We start from the raw sequence: 15,569 nt of genomic DNA, 5'->3' as shown, positions 1-15,569 counted from the left end.
AGGTGCTCTTTAGCGGCTGAGTAAGAGACATCCCCTCAAGCAAGGCATATGCCACAGTGTAAATTTATCTAATCTATTACGAAGTTTTTCGAAGGTCGGTTGGCAAAGAGCGCCTTGCAAAAGAATTGCAGAACGAGCTGTGTGATGTTTTCCAGCAACTGATAATGTAGTTTTAATTGCAGAAACGTTTCCTGCATCTCGGTATGCTTTCCGTAGCACGCTCGAAGGCTCCGCTTTTGATGCTGTTAACCGAAGCTGCATTCGACCACCAACGGCTTTGGCCAAGATGGCTGCCGTGCTAAGGCTAATTCAAGTTCTCTTTTCAGTCGGACGGATTTAAGCAGTGGCGGCGGCAATAACGACTGACCGATCTACCACACTTCACCATTAAGCAGTTCACAAGCTAAGAAGTCTCTGCACCTAATAGATCGATCAGACCATTGGACCCCAAATTCTAGTGCGGTCAGAAGCCAAGGTTGATGTGCTATATAGAAGCTTGATCGCCAAGCGCTCCCGACGCTATTTACCTCTCGAATCATCTGCACAGGCGCGTAATGGTAAACATTGGTGCGTCTCGAGAAGTCAAGCAACACGCTCCTGACAAATCCGATGCGGACAGTTAGATCTCAAGCCCGCTTAATCAACGGCGCCCCCACCACCTGATCCAGCGCATCCGCATTGCGCAGTGCCAGTTCCAGGTTCTTGTGGGCGATGCGTGAATGTTCCTTCACCAGCGCCTCCACCCGCGCGCTGGAGCGGGCTTCGATGGCGTCGACGATGTCGTGGTGCTGCATCTGCGCCACGCGCAGGATGGCGAGCGAGCCCGGCAGAATGGCCTGGGCCGAGACGAAGGCATTGGGCGAGGCGAAAGGCAGCGACACTACCCGGCCGAGCGCCCGCTGCACCATGTCGCTGCCGGAGGCTTCCATGATCAGCGCGTGGAAGCGCTCGTTGTACTGCGCATACTGGCGCAGCTGCTCCTCGTCGCTGAGGGCGTCGTCGAACACCGCATCCATCTTGGCGACGCAGTCGCGCATCTGCTGCAGCAGCAGGCGCGACACGCCGCGCTCGGCGGCAAGCCGCGCCGCCAGCGCCTCGATGGTGCCGCGCACTTCGATGGCGTCGGCGATGTCGGTCTGGGAGAAGGCGCGCACCATGTAGCCGGTGGGCTGCACCGGCTCCAGCAGGCCCTCTTCCGCCAGGCGCTGCATGGCGGCGCGGATCGGCGTGCGCGAGACGCCGAGATGCTCGGCCACCTCGACCTCGGCGATGCGCTCGCCGGCCTTGAAGCGGCCGCGCAGCACCGCATCGCGCAAGCCCATGATGGCGCGGTCGGTCTGCGAGGCTTCCCGGCCGGCGCCGGCCGGCTTGAGTTCCTGGACGTCCGGCATGGCGGCTCCCGGCATGCCTGCTTAGCCGACCAGGCTGCGGGCTTCGCGCTCTTCCGCCAGGTAGCGGTCGATGACGCGGCGCGACTGCACGCCGCCGGCATCGATGTTCAGCATCAGCAGCTTGCGGTCCGGGTACTTGAGGATGTTCTCCTGCTGCTTCTCCAGCATCTCGCGGTCTTCGCCGAAGATCTTGCCCTGGCCTTCGCGGATGGCGGCGGTGAGTTCCGGGTCCTGCGGCTTGAAGTTGCGCGCCATGCCCCAGAAGTACCAGTGCGAAGTCTCGGTTTCCGGCGTGATGAAGTCGACCACGATGGAACTGGCCTTGTATTGCGGATCGGCGTTGTAGCCGCCCTTGCCGGCCACCGCCACGCCGACCTCGATCAGCACATGGCTGGGCGGCAGGAAGTGGCAGATCTGCCAGCGGTCCACCGGCTCGTCTTCCGGCAGGCCGTTGAAGCGCAGCGCCTGCTTCCAGAACGGCGGCGCGATGATGTTTTCCATGAAGCGGCTGGTGACGACTTCGTCACCCTCGGTCTTGGTGATGACCGGCGCTTCGTCGATCTCTTTCTGGCCGATGCTGGTGGAGTGCACGTAGGTTTCGTGCGTGAGGTCCATCAGGTTGTCGACCATCAGGCGGTAATCGCACTTGATGTGGTACAGGCCGCCGCCATAGGCCCAGTCCGGGCTTTCGGCCCACGCCAGGTGATGCAGCTTGGCCGGATCGGCCTTCTCCTTTTCGCCCGGCCAGACCCAGATGAAGCCATAGCGCTCGATCACCGGGAAGCTCTTGATGCAGGGGAAGCCGCGCACCCGCTGCAGCGGCATGGAAATGGTCTTGCCGTCGCAGCCCATCTCCAGGCCATGGTAGCCGCAGACCAGCTGCTCGTCGCGCACGAAGCCGAGCGACAGGGGAGCGCCGCGGTGCGGGCAGAAATCTTCCAGCGCGGCGACCTTGCCGCCGGGACCGCGATAGAACACCATCTTTTCGCCGCAGATCTGGCGGCCGAGCGGCTTGCCCTCGATTTCATCCGGAGTGCAGGCGACGTACCAAGCGTTTTTCGGGAACATGTCTTACCTCTGTGTTGAATGGGTTGAGCGATTCTGCACAGGATGTTTTTCGATTTTATCCATGCAATAAAACATACTGTATACAACTCAGATGCGAAAGTCCATATTTTCTTCCGAAAAACGCCTTCATCCAGGGATTATGTAAGTTGTTTGGCGATATTTGTATACATCTTTGTCTAACCGAGAGAAGCCCATCGAACGGAAGGCGGGCCGCGGCAAGTGCCCAAGCAATGAGGCCAAATGAGATTCCCTGGCGGTTCAGCGGAAAAGGAAATGGCAGGAAAAGCGCAGGATTGCGCCCGAGCCATCGCACGGAGGCGATCAGGTGGGAAAAGGGGAAGCGCGGCGAACCGGCAGAGCGGGAATGAATGCATCGCCGGGCAACCGCCGTGGGGGACGGCTGAGCCCGGCTTCAGGCCGATGGAGAAACTGCGAAGAACCCGAAGGGTGGCCCCGTTCAGCGACGGGAGAACTTCTCCACCAGCTGGCTCAGCTTCTGCTCGCGCTGGCGCTCCACCTGTTCCTGCTTCTTCTGCGCCTCGCTCGCCTTGCGTTCGGTCTTGCGGCGCTCGGCATCCTTCTTCAGCCGCTCCTGCAGCATGGTGGTCGCATGCTCGCGATGGGCATCGGTGATCTCGCCGGCGGCGTTCTCGTCGAGGTCATGGCGGGTGGTTCCCTTCTCCATGGCCTTCAGGTAGCGCATCGAATGCGTGTGAATGCCGAGCGCAATCCGCAGCACGCGCCGGTTGACCTCCGGCATGCGGCCGATGATCTGCTTGTCGATCCCGGTGGCCAGCGGCAAGCCCTTGCGGAACACCGGGAACTTGTCATTGAGCTCCTTCAGCAGGAGGCGGGCGGATTCGAACGGCGTCGGTCCCTGGGCGGGCGTGGCGCCTTGCTCGGGCGTGGGGCTGGTGTTGTCCATTACGTCAATCTTGAAGCGGAAAGAGCGGCGGGCAATCACAATTGATGCCTGCCTGAATCGAAAAACGCTCACTTTACACGGTAGTGCGACAGTCGGCAGCGGTTTGCCGCAGATTTTCAGCCGGGACGTGGGAAAAAGGCGTTTTCCCGGCGGTATCGCCGTCCAGGGCGTGGTTTTGCGCGATGTCGCGCAGGCCGCAGTCAATTCGGGTAAGGTTTGGGCTGATTCAACAGCCACGACGAAAGACCATGGAGAAGAAAGCAAAAGCCGTTGTCTGCCGCGGCGTCGGTGAGCCGGTCACGGTGGAGGAGATCACGGTGGAAGCGCCGCGCCGCGGCGAAGTGATGATCCAGCTGGCCGCCTGCGGCGTCTGCCACAGCGACCTGTCCGCCACCAACGGCACCATCCCGTTCCCGACGCCGGTGGTGCTGGGCCACGAGGGCGCCGGCATCGTGATCGAGGTCGGCGAGGGCGTCACCGGCTTCCAGGTCGGCGACCATGTGGTGAGTTCCTTCGTCAGCATGTGCGGCAAGTGCCGCTATTGCCAGACCGGCCGGCCGCAGCTGTGCGACCAGGCCGCCAAGGCGGCCACCTCCCTGCCCGACGGCAGCCTGCGCACCCGGGATGCGTCTGGCCAGCCGCTGCATGTGTTCTCCGGCTGCGGGGTGATGGCGGAATATGCCACCCTGCATGCCGACAACCTGGTGAAGATCGACAGCAGCATGCCGCTCGACAAGGCGGCGCTGATCGGCTGCGGCGTGATGACCGGCGTCGGCGCCGCGGTCAACACCGCCAAGGTGGACGCCGGCTCCATCACCGTGGTGTTCGGCTGCGGCGGCGTCGGCCTCAACGCCATCCAGGGCTGCGCCATTGCCGGCGCGCGCATGATCGTGGCGGTCGATACTTCCGATGCGAAGCTGGAGATGGCGCGCCAGTTTGGCGCCACCCATGTCCTCAACAGCAGGAATGAAGAAAACCCGGTCAAGGCGCTGCTGAAGCTGACCGAAGGCGGCGCCGACTATGCCTTCGAATGCGTCGGCTATGGAGAAGTCGCCGCCCAGGCTTACGGCGTACTGCGCAAGGGCGGCACGGCGGTGGTCGTGGGCGTGGCCAGCCCGAAGGACACCACCACCATCAAGACCGCCAGCCTCACCTTCGGCGAGAAGACGCTGACCGGCAGCTATTTCGGATCGGCCCGGCCGCGCGAGGACTTCCCGCGCCTGATCGGCCTGTACCGGGCGCACCGATTGAAGCTGGATGAACTGATCACCCGAACCTACCGCATCGACGAGGCGCCGCAAGCCTTCGCCGACCTGCAGGCCGGGCGCAATGCGCGCGGCGTGATCCTGTTCTAGCACGCTGATGCGAGGCCCGGTGCCATCGCCGGGCCGGTGCTACCATGCACCAGCCATGACCGCGGCCAACGCGGCGCTCTTCACCACGGAGACAACACCATGCAGCAACGCGACAAGCTCTACATCAACGGCCAATGGGTCGCGCCCTCCGGCCCCAAGACCATCGACGTCATCAACGCCTCCACCGAGGAAGTGATGGCCACCATTCCCGAGGGCGACGAAAAGGATGCGGATGCGGCGGTGGCCGCGGCCCGCGCCGCCTTCGACAGCTGGAGCGCCCTGCCGCCGGCCACGCGCGGCGACTGCCTCGCCAGGATCAAGGAAGGCCTGAAGGCGCGCAGCGAGGAGCTGGCGCAGGTCATCAGCGGCGAGGTCGGCATGCCGCTGAAGCTGTCCGCCGCCATCCAGGTCGGCTCGCCCATCGCCAACTTCGGCTACTACGCCAAACTGGCCCGGGAATTCACGTGGGAAGAAGTGACCGGCAATTCGCGCATCGTGCGCGAGCCGGTGGGCGTGGTGGCCTGCATCACGCCGTGGAACTATCCGCTGCACCAGATCGCCGCCAAGGTCGCGGCAGCGCTGGCCGCCGGCTGCACCGTGGTGCTGAAGCCGTCCGAGGTGGCGCCGCTGAATGCCTTCGTGCTGGCCGAGGTGATCGATGCCGCCGGCCTGCCGCCGGGCGTGTTCAACCTCGTCACCGGCACCGGCCCGGTGATCGGGGAAGCGCTGGTGCGCCATCCCGAGGTCGACATGGTGTCCTTCACCGGCTCGACCCGCGCCGGCAAGCGCATCTCCGAGGTCGCCGCCGCCGGCGTCAAGCGGGTGGCGCTGGAGCTGGGCGGCAAGTCGGCCGCCGTCATTCTCGACGATGCCGATCTCGCCGCGGCGGTGAAGGGCACGGTGAATGCCTGCTTCCTGAACAGCGGCCAGACCTGCTCCGCCCACACCCGCATGCTGGTGCCGGAATCGCGCTACGCGGAAGCGGCGAAGCTCGCGGCCGAGGCGGCGCAGAAGTTCACGGTCGGCGATCCCTTCGGCGGCAGCGCCAAGCTCGGCCCGCTCATCTCCGAGGCGCAGCGCGAGCGCGTGCGCGGCTACATCCGCACGGGCATGGAGGAAGGCGCCGAGCTGCTGTGCGGCGGACCGGATGCGCCGGCCGATCTGCCCAAAGGTTATTACGTGAAGCCGACGATCTTCGGCCGGGTGCGGCCGGACAGCACCATCGCGCAGGAAGAGATCTTCGGCCCGGTGCTGTCCATCATCACCTACCGCGACGAGGAAGAGGCGGTACGCATCGCCAACGGCACGCCATATGGCCTCGCCGGCGGCGTGTGGGCGGGCAGCGACGAGCGGGCGCAGAAGGTGGCGCGGCGCCTGCGCACCGGCCAGGTCGACATCAACGGCGGTGCCTACAATCTGTTCGCGCCCTTCGGCGGCTACAAGCAGTCCGGCCATGGCCGCGAGATGGGCGTCCACGGCCTGGAAGAATTCCTGGAAACCAAATCCCTCCAGTTTCGTCCGGATGCGCCGAGCTTGGCGCCGACCGCGCCCTACTGATACAGTTCGCCGCTTCGCCCCCGGGTGAAGCGGCGAACTTATTGCCGCCCGCGATGGTCAGTTGCTTCGCATACCGGCTCACCCCAAAGACTTATCCTGACAAGTGCCAGCAATGAAGAAAAAAGAATCAACCCTCTCCGAAGACGACGGCTCCATCTGGGTCGTCTATGAATCGCCCGTCGACTTCCCCGACCAGTACGTAGCCCGGCGTCTCTACCTGAATCAGCCGACTAGCGATTTCGTGGTGGGCGATACGCTGATCGACGTGCGCAGCAAGCTGCCCAAGGGCCTGTTCCGCATGGAGCGCAGCGAGCGCGACGATCCGCAGGTGCGGGAATCCTGGATTTGATTTCCAGGGTTTGACGCGGCGGTTCAGCCTGCCGCGCCAGCGCCGCCCTTCCCGCATTCCAGCGCCGCGAGGCGCTGCTTCAACTGCTTCTCCTCCGCCCAGCGCGCCGTCTCGTCGCGGATGATGGCGGCAATCGCCGCCACCTTCCCCGCCTCGTCCTTCAGCATCGTGACGGTAAAGGCGATCGACAGCGCCCTGCCATCCCGGTGCAATGCCGGCACCCGCAGCAGGTCGTCCGCGCCGTAGCGGCTGAAGCCGCTTTGCATCGCCTGATCGTAGCCTTCCCAGTGCCGGCGCCGGAAACGTTCGGGGATGATGATGTCCAGCGAGCGGCCCAGCGCTTCCTCGCTCGTGAAACCGAACAGCCGCTCGGCCGCCGCGTTCCACACCGTGATGGCGCCGTTCGGCGCGGCGATGACGATGGCATCCGCCGCCTGCTCGATGAAGGTGGCGGCGTCAATCTGCGCATCCATGATGCGTCCCTCCTCTTGCTACCAGTAGGAAACCAGCATCTTCGTCGCCAGCACATACAGCAGGCAGGCGAAGATGCGCCGCAGCGTCAGCACCGGCAGGTGGTGCGCCATGCGCGCGCCGTAGGGCGCGGTGAGCACGCTGCCGGACACCAGCCCGATCAGCGCGAAGGTGGAGATGAAGCCGACCGCGTCGCGCGGCAGGCCGGGCACCGACCAGCCGGAGATCAGGTAGCCGATGGTGCCGACGACGGCCACCGGAATGCCGATCATGGCGGCGGTGCCGATGGCGGTGCGCATCGGCACGCCGCACCAGAGCATGAAGGGCACGGTCAGGAAGGCGCCGCCGGCCGACACCAGCCCGCACACGATGCCGATGAGCGTGCCGACCGCGATCAGCGCCGCGTTGCCCGGCAGGCTGCGCGCCGCCTTCGGCTTGCGGTTGAGGATCATCTGCGTCGCGCCGAGGTAGACGATCACGGCGAAGCTCAGCGCCAGGTGCCGCTGCGATATCCAGCCGGATGCCACCGTCGCCAGCAGGCTGCCGGCCACCATGCCCACCGACATGCGGCGCACGATGGCAAGGTCCACCCCGCCCAGCTTGAAATGCTCGCGCACGCTGGAAGTGGACGTGAAGACGATGGACGCCATGGCGGTGCCGAGCGCGAGGTGCACCACGTGATCGGGGGCGAACTGCTGGGCGGCGAACATGGCGGAGAGGATCGGCACCAGCGTCATCCCGCCGCCGATGCCGAGCAGGCCGGCGAGGAAACCGACTAGGGCGCCGGCGATAAGGTAGAGGGAAAACCAGAGCATGGGAGGGACTTTGTTTTTTGTCTTGTCCTGAAGACTATAGCTTGAAACCCGGCACCCCGCCTTACCGTGGCAGACTTCCAATCCGAATTCCCGCGGGAATGAATTCCCCTGCCTCGGCCTGCGCCTCGTCAAACCCAGGCAGGACACAACACATACACTGTGCAGGTTCCGGTAGGCGCCCTGCGCCGCATGTCAATCTCCGCCACCCGGCTAGCCCTCCCTGATATGGCGCCACGCTCAGGCAAGCTCCGAATTCGTCCTGCAGCCAAGGACCTCTGGCATTTCCGTTCGCCGGTGTCGTTCTCGCTGGCATTGGCCCTGCTCTTTCTCTCGCTCTACAACGTCCGCTTCTGGCGCGAAGCCGGCGCTGCCTTCTGGACCGGCCATCCCGCGGATGCCTTCTACCTCGCCGCCCTCGCCGGCGTGCTGCTGCTCTTCCTGACTGCCCTGCTCCTGCTCATTCCGGGCAGCCTGCTGCCACGCGTGGCGGCGGTCGTGCTGATTCCGCTGGCCGCCATGGCGGCCTTCTGCGCCGACAGCTTCGGGCTTGGCCTGGACCAGGAAATGTTCCGCAGCTTCGCCGCGGCAGATAGCCAGGAAGCGTCGAGCATGCTGAGCGTGAGACTGGTGGCTTACACCCTGCTGCTCGGCATCCTGCCGCTATTTTTCGTCGGGTGGTCGCGGTTGGCCGTGCTCAGCCTGCGCCAGCATGCATGGCATCGGCTCCTGTTCATCGGCCCGGCAATCATCCTCGCGGCGGCCCTGATCGCGGCATTCCCCGACCGCTTTCGTGCCTTCGCCGATGAACACGCCAGGCTGCATTACCTCCTCGTACCAAACGCCGCGGTGAAGGCGTGGGCCGGCTATGCCATGGCGGACCTGAAACGCCTTGAAGATGACAGATCCCTTGCCTCGGCAACGCCGCCGCGCCGGCTGAACCGGCCCCCGGGCGCCAAGCCGCTGCTGGTGTTCCTGGTGATCGGTGAAACCGCGCGCCACCAGAACTTCCAGCTGGGCGGTTATGCGCGGCCGACCAATCCGCGACTTTCCGCCATCGACCATGTCTTCTACTTCGGCCATGTGGAATCCTGCGGCACCTCCACCGCCGTGTCCCTGCCCTGCATGTTTTCCTACCGCGGGCGGCAGCGCTTCGATGTCAATTCCGCGCTGAAGGAGCGCAATATCATCGACGACCTGATCGATGCCGGCATCGATGTCGAATGGCGCACCAATAATTCCGGCGGCAGGAGCGCGGCGCGTAGGGCGAAGCTGATCGACTTCAGGCAGAGCCGCACGCCTGGTCTGTGCGAAGGCGAAGTGTGCTACGACGAGGTGCTGCTGCAGGGCCTGGAAGAAAGCCTGGCGACGAAGAAGGATGACACGCTCATCGTCTTCCACCAGATCGGCAGCCACGGGCCGGATTACTTCAGGCGCTATCCGCCGAGCGCGGAGATTTTCAAGCCGGCGTGCCGCGGTGAGCTGACGTCATGCAGCGGCGAGGAAATCGTCAATGCCTACGACAACACGATCGCGTACACCGATCGCTTGCTGGCGGATCAAATCGGATTACTGGAAAAAGTCGCTGACAAATTCGACACCGCGCTGTTCTACCTGTCGGACCACGGCGAATCGCTCGGGGAGCATGGCGTCCATCTTCACGGCGCGCCCGCAGCCGTCGCTCCCCCGGAGCAGAAGCGCATCCCGCTGCTGTTGTGGATGTCGCCCGGCTTCATGCAGCGCCATGGCATCGACTTGAAATGCATGAGCAGCAGGACGAGCATGCCTGCAAGCCATGACCAGCTCCCTTATACCGTGTCCGGCATGATGGGGCTTTCACAGGCCAGGCCGCGAAGTGCGCCGAATCTGGCGGCGCCGTGCATGACCGATGCCGGACAGAACGAGGCACCGCTCGAGCGATGACGACAAGGATCGCCGCGCTTCATCGCCAGGGCGCACCGCAAATTGCGCTTAGTCGGTCAATCGCTCACAGGAGCTGGACGCGGCCGGGATTCCTTTCAAGCCACTTCCCCACGATCCGATACACATCCACGTCAAAGCGCCGCTTTCCCGTCGCCACCAGCGCCGCCGCTTCTTCCAGCGTTTCCACCGTGCCGTAATAGGCCCAGCCATCAACCACATGCAGGCCGCCGTTCTCGCGCAGCGCCACCGCGCCCTCGTAAGGCCAGGGCTGCACCTGCCACGGTTGCATCGCTTCCAGCACGCGTGCATTGTGCGCGTCGGACGGCTCGCGGCCGTCGCAGGCGCCGAGGCATTTCTTCACCTGGCTGGCGAAGCAGGCGCTGCGGTCGCGCAGCTTTTCCAGGCCGAGCACGACGTGGCAGAGCGCATGCTGGTCGGCGAACGACTTCAGCGCCGCCTTGGCCTGCCGCTTGTTGTCGAACAGGCCGTAGAGCTGCGGGTCGTGGGCGAAGAACATGTCGTCGGTGCCGACCAGCGTCGCCTTCAGCTGGCCGTTGCGCGGGTACAGGCGCCAGGCGCAGATCTCGCGGTTGTCGCGCAGCAGGACGTTATGGCTGGGCATGAGCTGCTTCACCAGCCGCGCTTCCTGCAGCAGCGCGCCGAGTTCGCCGACGGCGGGAATCCAGTCGATGCGCTCGGTCTGCTGGCTGATCTCCAGCTCCTTCGACGCCAGGTGGTCGCCGCTGAAGTGGGACAGCACCCGCCGCCGCAGATTGTTGGCCTTGCCGATGTAGAGCGGCATGCCGTTGGCGCCGTAGAACAGGTAGACGCCATGGGTGGAAGGGATGGCCTCGATCTGCGCGGCGTCGAGGTGCGACGGCAGGCTGGGTCGGCTGATGAGCTTGCTCACCGTTTCCTCGACCGCCTCCGGCGCATGCTCCTCGTGGATCTTTTGCCAGAACTGCCACAGCAGCTGGGCGTCGCCGAGCGCCCGGTGGCGCTGCGTCACCTGCAGCCGATGGCGCTCGGCGATGGCATCGAGACTGTGGCGGGCGAAGCCGGGGAACAGCTTGCGCGACAGGCGCACGGTGCACAGCACCGCCGGCCGGAAGGCATGGCCGGTGCGCTTGAATTCGTTCTTCAGGAAACCGTGATCGAAGCGGGCGTTGTGGGCGATGAAGATCTTGCCTTCGAGCCGGGCGCTGATCTCGTCGGCGAGTTCGGCGAAAGTTGGCGCATCGGCCACCATCTCGTTGCTGATGCCGGTGAGCTGCTGGATGAATTCCGGAATCGGTGCCTGCGGGTTGACCAGGCTGCTCCATTCGCGCACACCGTCGGCATCGACTTCGATGATGCCAATCTCGGTGATGCGGTCGGCGGTCGCGGCGCCGCCGGTGGTTTCCAGGTCGACGAAGGCGATCGGGAAGCGGCTGGCAAAGGGCAAGGATGCGGAGAGGACGGCGCTCAAGACGGTCTGCGGGAGAGTTGACGAAGTGGCCATGCTTGCGGTTCCCGGGGCGATTCGCCGGTAAAGGAACGACCAGAGCAGGCATGATATTGGAAAACCGGAAGCCGCATTGGTTTCCGGTTTTTGCATGCCGAACGGAAAATATTTTGCGTTCCGGTCAGGCCATCTTCAATTCGATCGCCGCCACCGCCCCGCTTTCCAGGAACGCTTCGAAGGCATCGACGGGCAAGGGGCGCGAGAACAGATAACCCTGGGCCTCGTCGCAAGCGACATCGCCGAGGAAGCGCAGCGTGTCCACCGTTTCCACCCCTTCAGCCACCACCGAAAATCCGAGGCTGTGCGCCATCTGGATGAAGGCCTGCACCACGCGCCGGTTGCTGTTGTCCGCTTCCTGCGGTTGCACTAGGGAGCGGTCCAGCTTGAGCACGTCAAGCGGGAAGCGGCCGAGATAGGCCAGGCCGGAGTAACCGGTGCCGAAGTCGTCCACCGCCAGCGAGATGCCGAGCGCCTTCAGGCGCCGGAACACATCCACCGTGAGGTTGACGTCATCGACCAGAGCGCTTTCGGTCAGCTCCAGCTCCAGCAGTTGCGGCGGCAGGCCGCTTTCCGCCAGCGCCTTCCGCACATCGCCGACCAGGCTTTCATCCTTGATCTGCCGCGCCGACAGGTTGACCGCCACGCGCAGCCGCATGCCGCTTTTGTCCATCAGCCTGCGCGCTTCGCGGCACGCTGCGGCCAGCACCCAGGCGCCGATCTGCTCGATGAAGCCGGCTTCCTCGGCGATCGGAATGAAGTCCAGCGGCGGCACCATGCCCAGCTGCGGGTGGCGCCAGCGCAGCAGCGCTTCCATGCCGGTGACTTCCATGCTGTGCAGGTTCAGCTTGGGCTGGTAGTACAGCTCGAACTCGTTTCGCTCCAGCGCCCGGTGCAGCGAGCTCTCTATCATCAGCCGGCGCTTGGCGTCGGCGCTCATTTCGGAAGCAAAGAAGCAATAGCCGTTGCGGCCTGCCGCCTTGGCGCGGTACATGGCGGTATCGGCGTTCTGCAGCAGGTGCTCTTTCGTCACGCCGTCGCGCGGATACATCGCAATGCCGACCGAAGCGCGGACGAACACTTCATGGCCGCCGATGTGCATCGGTTCGGCCAGCGCGGCGAACAGCTTCTCGACGATGCGGGCGGCCGACACGTCGCCTTGGCTGCAAGGCGCGGCGACGACGAATTCGTCGCCGCCGAGCCGGGCCACCACGTCGTCCGGACGGAGATTGCCGCGCAGCCGGCGCGCCACTTCGTTGAGCAGCTCGTCGCCCGGCGTGTGGCCCATGGAGTCGTTGACTTCCTTGAAGCGGTCGAGGTCGATGAACATCACCGCCACCGGCAGTCGCTCGCCGGCGATGGCGAGCATGGACTGCAGCCGTTCCGACAGCAGCGCCCGGTTCGGCAGGCCGGTCAGGCTGTCGTGCGTCGCGAGTTCGCGCAGCCGGCCCTCGGCGCGCTTGCGCTCGGTGATGTCGGTGACGAAGGCGGTGATGGACAAGCCGTTGCCGTCGGCATCGCGCTCGATGTTGGCATTGACCAGAACGAAGAGATCCCGGCCATCCTGGTGGCGCACGATAGCTTCGCGGCCATGCACCGAGCTGACGCCGCCGCGTTCGAACAGCGCGCCGCCGCAGGGGCAGACCGGCAGCAGCGTTTGCAGATGCCGGCCGACCAGTTCCTCGCGGCGGTAGCCCGCCATCTCGCACAGCGCCGGATTGGCATCGAGGATGAGGCCGGTGGCGTCTCCCAGCACATAGCCGGACGGCGTCATCTCGATCACCTTGCGGAAGCGTTCCTCGCTGGCGCGCAGGGTTTGTTCCGCCTCGCGACGGGCGGTGATGTCGTGGAAGTAGACCGAGATGCCATCCTCGTTCGGATACACCCGCACATCGCACCAGGCGCCGGCGGGCATCCAATACGCCTCGAAGAAGGAAGGCTGGCCCTCGTCCATCGCGCGGCGGTAGTACTCCATGAAGACGGAATTGCGGATGTGCGGCACGGCATCCCACAAAACCTTTCCGATCAACGAATCGCGCGGCTGGCCGATGAAGTCGGCGGTCTTCTGGTTGACGTACACCGCGCGCCAGTCGCGGTCGAGCGCGAAGAAGGCATCGCCGATGCTCTCCAGGATGGAAGCCATGCGGTCGCTCGATTTGTCCAGCGCGGCCCGGGTGAGGTGGGCTTCGGTAATGTCGCGGGCGGTGGCGTACATCATCTTCTGGTCGTCGGCCCAGCGCACCGAGAGCGAGAGATGGACGATGCCGCCACAGCGCTTGATCCAGCGCGTCTCGAAATTCTGCACCGTGTTGCTGCCGGTGCGCAGGCCGGCATCGACCGCGCGGGTGCGCGCGATATCGTCCGGCACGAGGAATTCGATGTAGCGCTTGCCCAGCATGTCCTGCGGCGCGTAGCCGAGGATGTCCAGCGTTGCCCGGTTCAGCCGCAGGAAGCGCCCTTCCGCGTCCAGCAGCGCCATGATGTCGAGCGAATTCTCGATCAGCGCCCGGTTTTCCTCCGCCAGGCGCGACAGCTGCTGCGCCAGCTCGATCTGCTCGCTGATGTCGCGGCCCACGCCGCGGTAACCCAGGAAGCGGCCATCCTCGAATACCGGCTCGCCGGAGATCGACGAATGCCGCACCGTGCCTTTGGACTGGACGAAAACCGAATACGCCAGGTCGCGGAAGGGCAGCCTCGCGTCGATCATTTTCTGGTACTGGATCAACCCCGGCTGGTCGCGGTCCGCCGCACGCTCGATGCGGGTATGGCCGAGCACTTCCTCGGGCGCGAGGTCGAACAGCCGCTGCAGGCCTTCCGAGACGAAGGTGAATCGGCCTTCGGCGTCGGTTTCCCAATACCAATCGGAGGAAAGGTCGGTCAGGCTGCGAAAGCGCGCCTCGCTGCGGCGCAGCGCCTCCCGGGCGGCGCGCTGCGCGGTCACGTCGCGCGTGACCGCCACGGTGCCGAGCTTCTCGCCCGTCACATGATGCAGCAGGACGCGGGCATTCGTGCTCACCCAGATGTAGTGCCCGTCCTTGTGCCGCACGCGGAACTCCACCAGCTGGCTGGCATCGCCGCTCTTCGCCTGGCGCAGGACTTCGGCACGCACCAGCGTCTCGTCGTCCGGATGCAGATAATCGTAGACCCGGGTGCCGAGCAGTTCCGACGGCTCGAAGCCGAGCATGCGCGTGGCCGAGGGCGACGCATACAGATAGACGCCGCTGTCGGGCGCATGGTGGCTGATCAGGTCGCTGCTGTTCTCGGTGAGCAGGCGGTGGGCTTCCTCGCTCTTGGCCAGCCGGTCCAGGGCGGCGTGATGGCTGGTGGTATCGATGATGGCGCCCACATAGCCGAGAAACTCGCCCTGCGCCGACCAGCGCGGCGCGCCCGATCCGCGCACCCAGCGCACCTCGCCCGGCTTCAGCGCGATGCGGTACTCGACCTGGTACTCGCGGCGCTCAGCCACCGCCTGCCGATACATCGGCGCGATACGCTCGCGGTCGTCCGGGTGCATCGCCGCCGTCCAGTCGGACAGCCGGAAATCGGCCGGGTCGCCATACAGCGCGGCCACCTCGGGATTGAGATAGATGCAAACGCCATCGGCATCGGTCATCCAGACCAGCTTGATGGCGGATTCGGCAAGTTGCTGCAACAGGGGGGCGGGCCAGCCTCCCGGGCAAGGATTGTTCATCGTGATTCGGTTGCTCGCTTCTCGGCGTCTGGCTGGTTCTGATTTGATGTACGAAGGACGCACTTTTTCCGGGAAGCAAGCTTACATGGCCGCCGGCCAATTTTCTATAGACGAATTGACCAATACCGGGCCGCTGCTGCCCGATCCCGGAACAGGTACTTCGGCACGAGGCAGAAAAACATGCAGGCTTAAAACAGCGACGACGCTGGAACATCTGCCTGCAATGGCATGGTGGTTGCGTTTCTGCCCACGGTGGATGCGCTGGTACGCCGTCAAACGCCCCGCGCGTCACATCACCGCTGATTTCCCGCTCCAGCTCCATCCCTCGGTGAAGACAGCCTTCTTTTCCACCTCACACCTGCTTTTCTTTGGGAGTAGTCATGCATCGGCATTTCCGGCTTACCTGTTCCGCATTCGCCATCCTCACTCTGCTGTCCGCCTGCGGCGGCGGTGGAGAACAAAACGGCAAGCCGGCGGGCGACGCCACGAACATCGCGATTGAAAACACGGGAACCGCTCCGCCCGT

12 protein-coding genes are annotated in these 15,569 nt (G+C 64.7%); 5 read left to right on the top strand and 7 right to left on the bottom strand.

Features of this window, described 5'->3' with window-relative positions:
• Positions 1–626: 626 nt before the first annotated feature.
• From CHB88_RS20280 to CHB88_RS20270, 3 genes are all read right to left on the bottom strand, one after another.
• The gene (locus CHB88_RS20280) at positions 627–1,391 is read right to left on the bottom strand and encodes a GntR family transcriptional regulator (protein ID WP_089401168.1); all 765 of its coding nucleotides are present in this window, start codon (positions 1,389–1,391) and stop codon (positions 627–629) included.
• A gap of 21 nt (positions 1,392–1,412) precedes the next feature.
• Positions 1,413–2,459 carry an aromatic ring-hydroxylating oxygenase subunit alpha gene (locus CHB88_RS20275; protein ID WP_089401167.1) on the bottom strand — a complete coding sequence of 349 codons (1,047 nt, stop codon included), beginning with the start codon at positions 2,457–2,459 and terminating at the stop codon, positions 1,413–1,415.
• A gap of 457 nt (positions 2,460–2,916) precedes the next feature.
• On the bottom strand, positions 2,917–3,384 hold the full coding sequence (locus CHB88_RS20270) for a ProQ/FINO family protein (RefSeq protein ID WP_089401166.1): 468 nt from the start codon (positions 3,382–3,384) through the stop codon (positions 2,917–2,919).
• 248 nt (positions 3,385–3,632) lie between these two features.
• On the opposite strand from CHB88_RS20270, the gene CHB88_RS20265 reads away from it, so the two are divergent.
• The 3 genes from CHB88_RS20265 (at position 3,633) to CHB88_RS20255 (ending at position 6,645) form a co-directional block, all read left to right on the top strand.
• A complete protein-coding gene (locus CHB88_RS20265; protein ID WP_089401165.1) occupies positions 3,633–4,739 on the top strand; it encodes a zinc-binding dehydrogenase in 1,107 nt (368 codons plus the stop codon).
• Positions 4,740–4,838: 99 nt separating this feature from the next.
• The gene (locus CHB88_RS20260) at positions 4,839–6,296 is read left to right on the top strand and encodes an aldehyde dehydrogenase family protein (protein WP_089401164.1); all 1,458 of its coding nucleotides are present in this window, start codon (positions 4,839–4,841) and stop codon (positions 6,294–6,296) included.
• Between the two features lie 112 nt (positions 6,297–6,408).
• A complete protein-coding gene (locus tag CHB88_RS20255; RefSeq protein ID WP_089401163.1) occupies positions 6,409–6,645 on the top strand; it encodes a hypothetical protein in 237 nt (78 codons plus the stop codon).
• A gap of 23 nt (positions 6,646–6,668) precedes the next feature.
• Here CHB88_RS20255 and CHB88_RS20250 read toward each other — a convergent pair whose 3' ends face one another.
• Positions 6,669–7,118, bottom strand: coding sequence for a PAS domain-containing protein (locus CHB88_RS20250; protein WP_089401162.1), 450 nt, complete (start codon positions 7,116–7,118; stop codon positions 6,669–6,671).
• Between the two features lie 18 nt (positions 7,119–7,136).
• Entirely contained in the window at positions 7,137–7,931 is a 795-nt protein-coding gene (locus CHB88_RS20245) for a sulfite exporter TauE/SafE family protein (protein ID WP_089401161.1), read from the bottom strand.
• Between the two features lie 189 nt (positions 7,932–8,120).
• Here CHB88_RS20245 and CHB88_RS20240 point away from each other — a divergent pair, with 189 nt between their 5' ends.
• Positions 8,121–9,851: a phosphoethanolamine transferase gene (locus CHB88_RS20240; protein ID WP_143131388.1), complete on the top strand. Its 1,731-nt coding sequence runs from the start codon at positions 8,121–8,123 to the stop codon at positions 9,849–9,851.
• A 64-nt stretch (positions 9,852–9,915) separates the two neighbouring features.
• On the opposite strand, the gene CHB88_RS20235 is transcribed toward CHB88_RS20240, so the two are convergent.
• Together CHB88_RS20235 and CHB88_RS20230 are read right to left on the bottom strand one after the other, a co-directional pair.
• Positions 9,916–11,319 carry a 3'-5' exonuclease family protein gene (locus CHB88_RS20235; RefSeq protein ID WP_245845107.1) on the bottom strand — a complete coding sequence of 468 codons (1,404 nt, stop codon included), beginning with the start codon at positions 11,317–11,319 and terminating at the stop codon, positions 9,916–9,918.
• Positions 11,320–11,476: 157 nt separating this feature from the next.
• Positions 11,477–15,043, bottom strand: a complete 3,567-nt coding sequence (locus CHB88_RS20230) for a PAS domain S-box protein (protein ID WP_089401158.1) — start codon at positions 15,041–15,043, stop codon at positions 11,477–11,479.
• Between CHB88_RS20230 and CHB88_RS24810 the strand changes: the two genes are divergently transcribed.
• Positions 15,036–15,545 (top strand): hypothetical protein, encoded by a 510-nt coding sequence (locus CHB88_RS24810; protein ID WP_143131387.1) that lies wholly within the window; start codon positions 15,036–15,038, stop codon positions 15,543–15,545. The genes CHB88_RS20230 and CHB88_RS24810 overlap by 8 nt on opposite strands.
• The last annotated feature ends 24 nt before the right edge of the window (positions 15,546–15,569 follow it).

This window comes from Noviherbaspirillum humi (assembly GCF_900188095.1).
GTDB classification, from domain to species: Bacteria; Pseudomonadota; Gammaproteobacteria; order Burkholderiales; family Burkholderiaceae_D; genus Noviherbaspirillum; species Noviherbaspirillum humi.
This window is presented reverse-complemented; position numbering and strand designations above follow the sequence as displayed.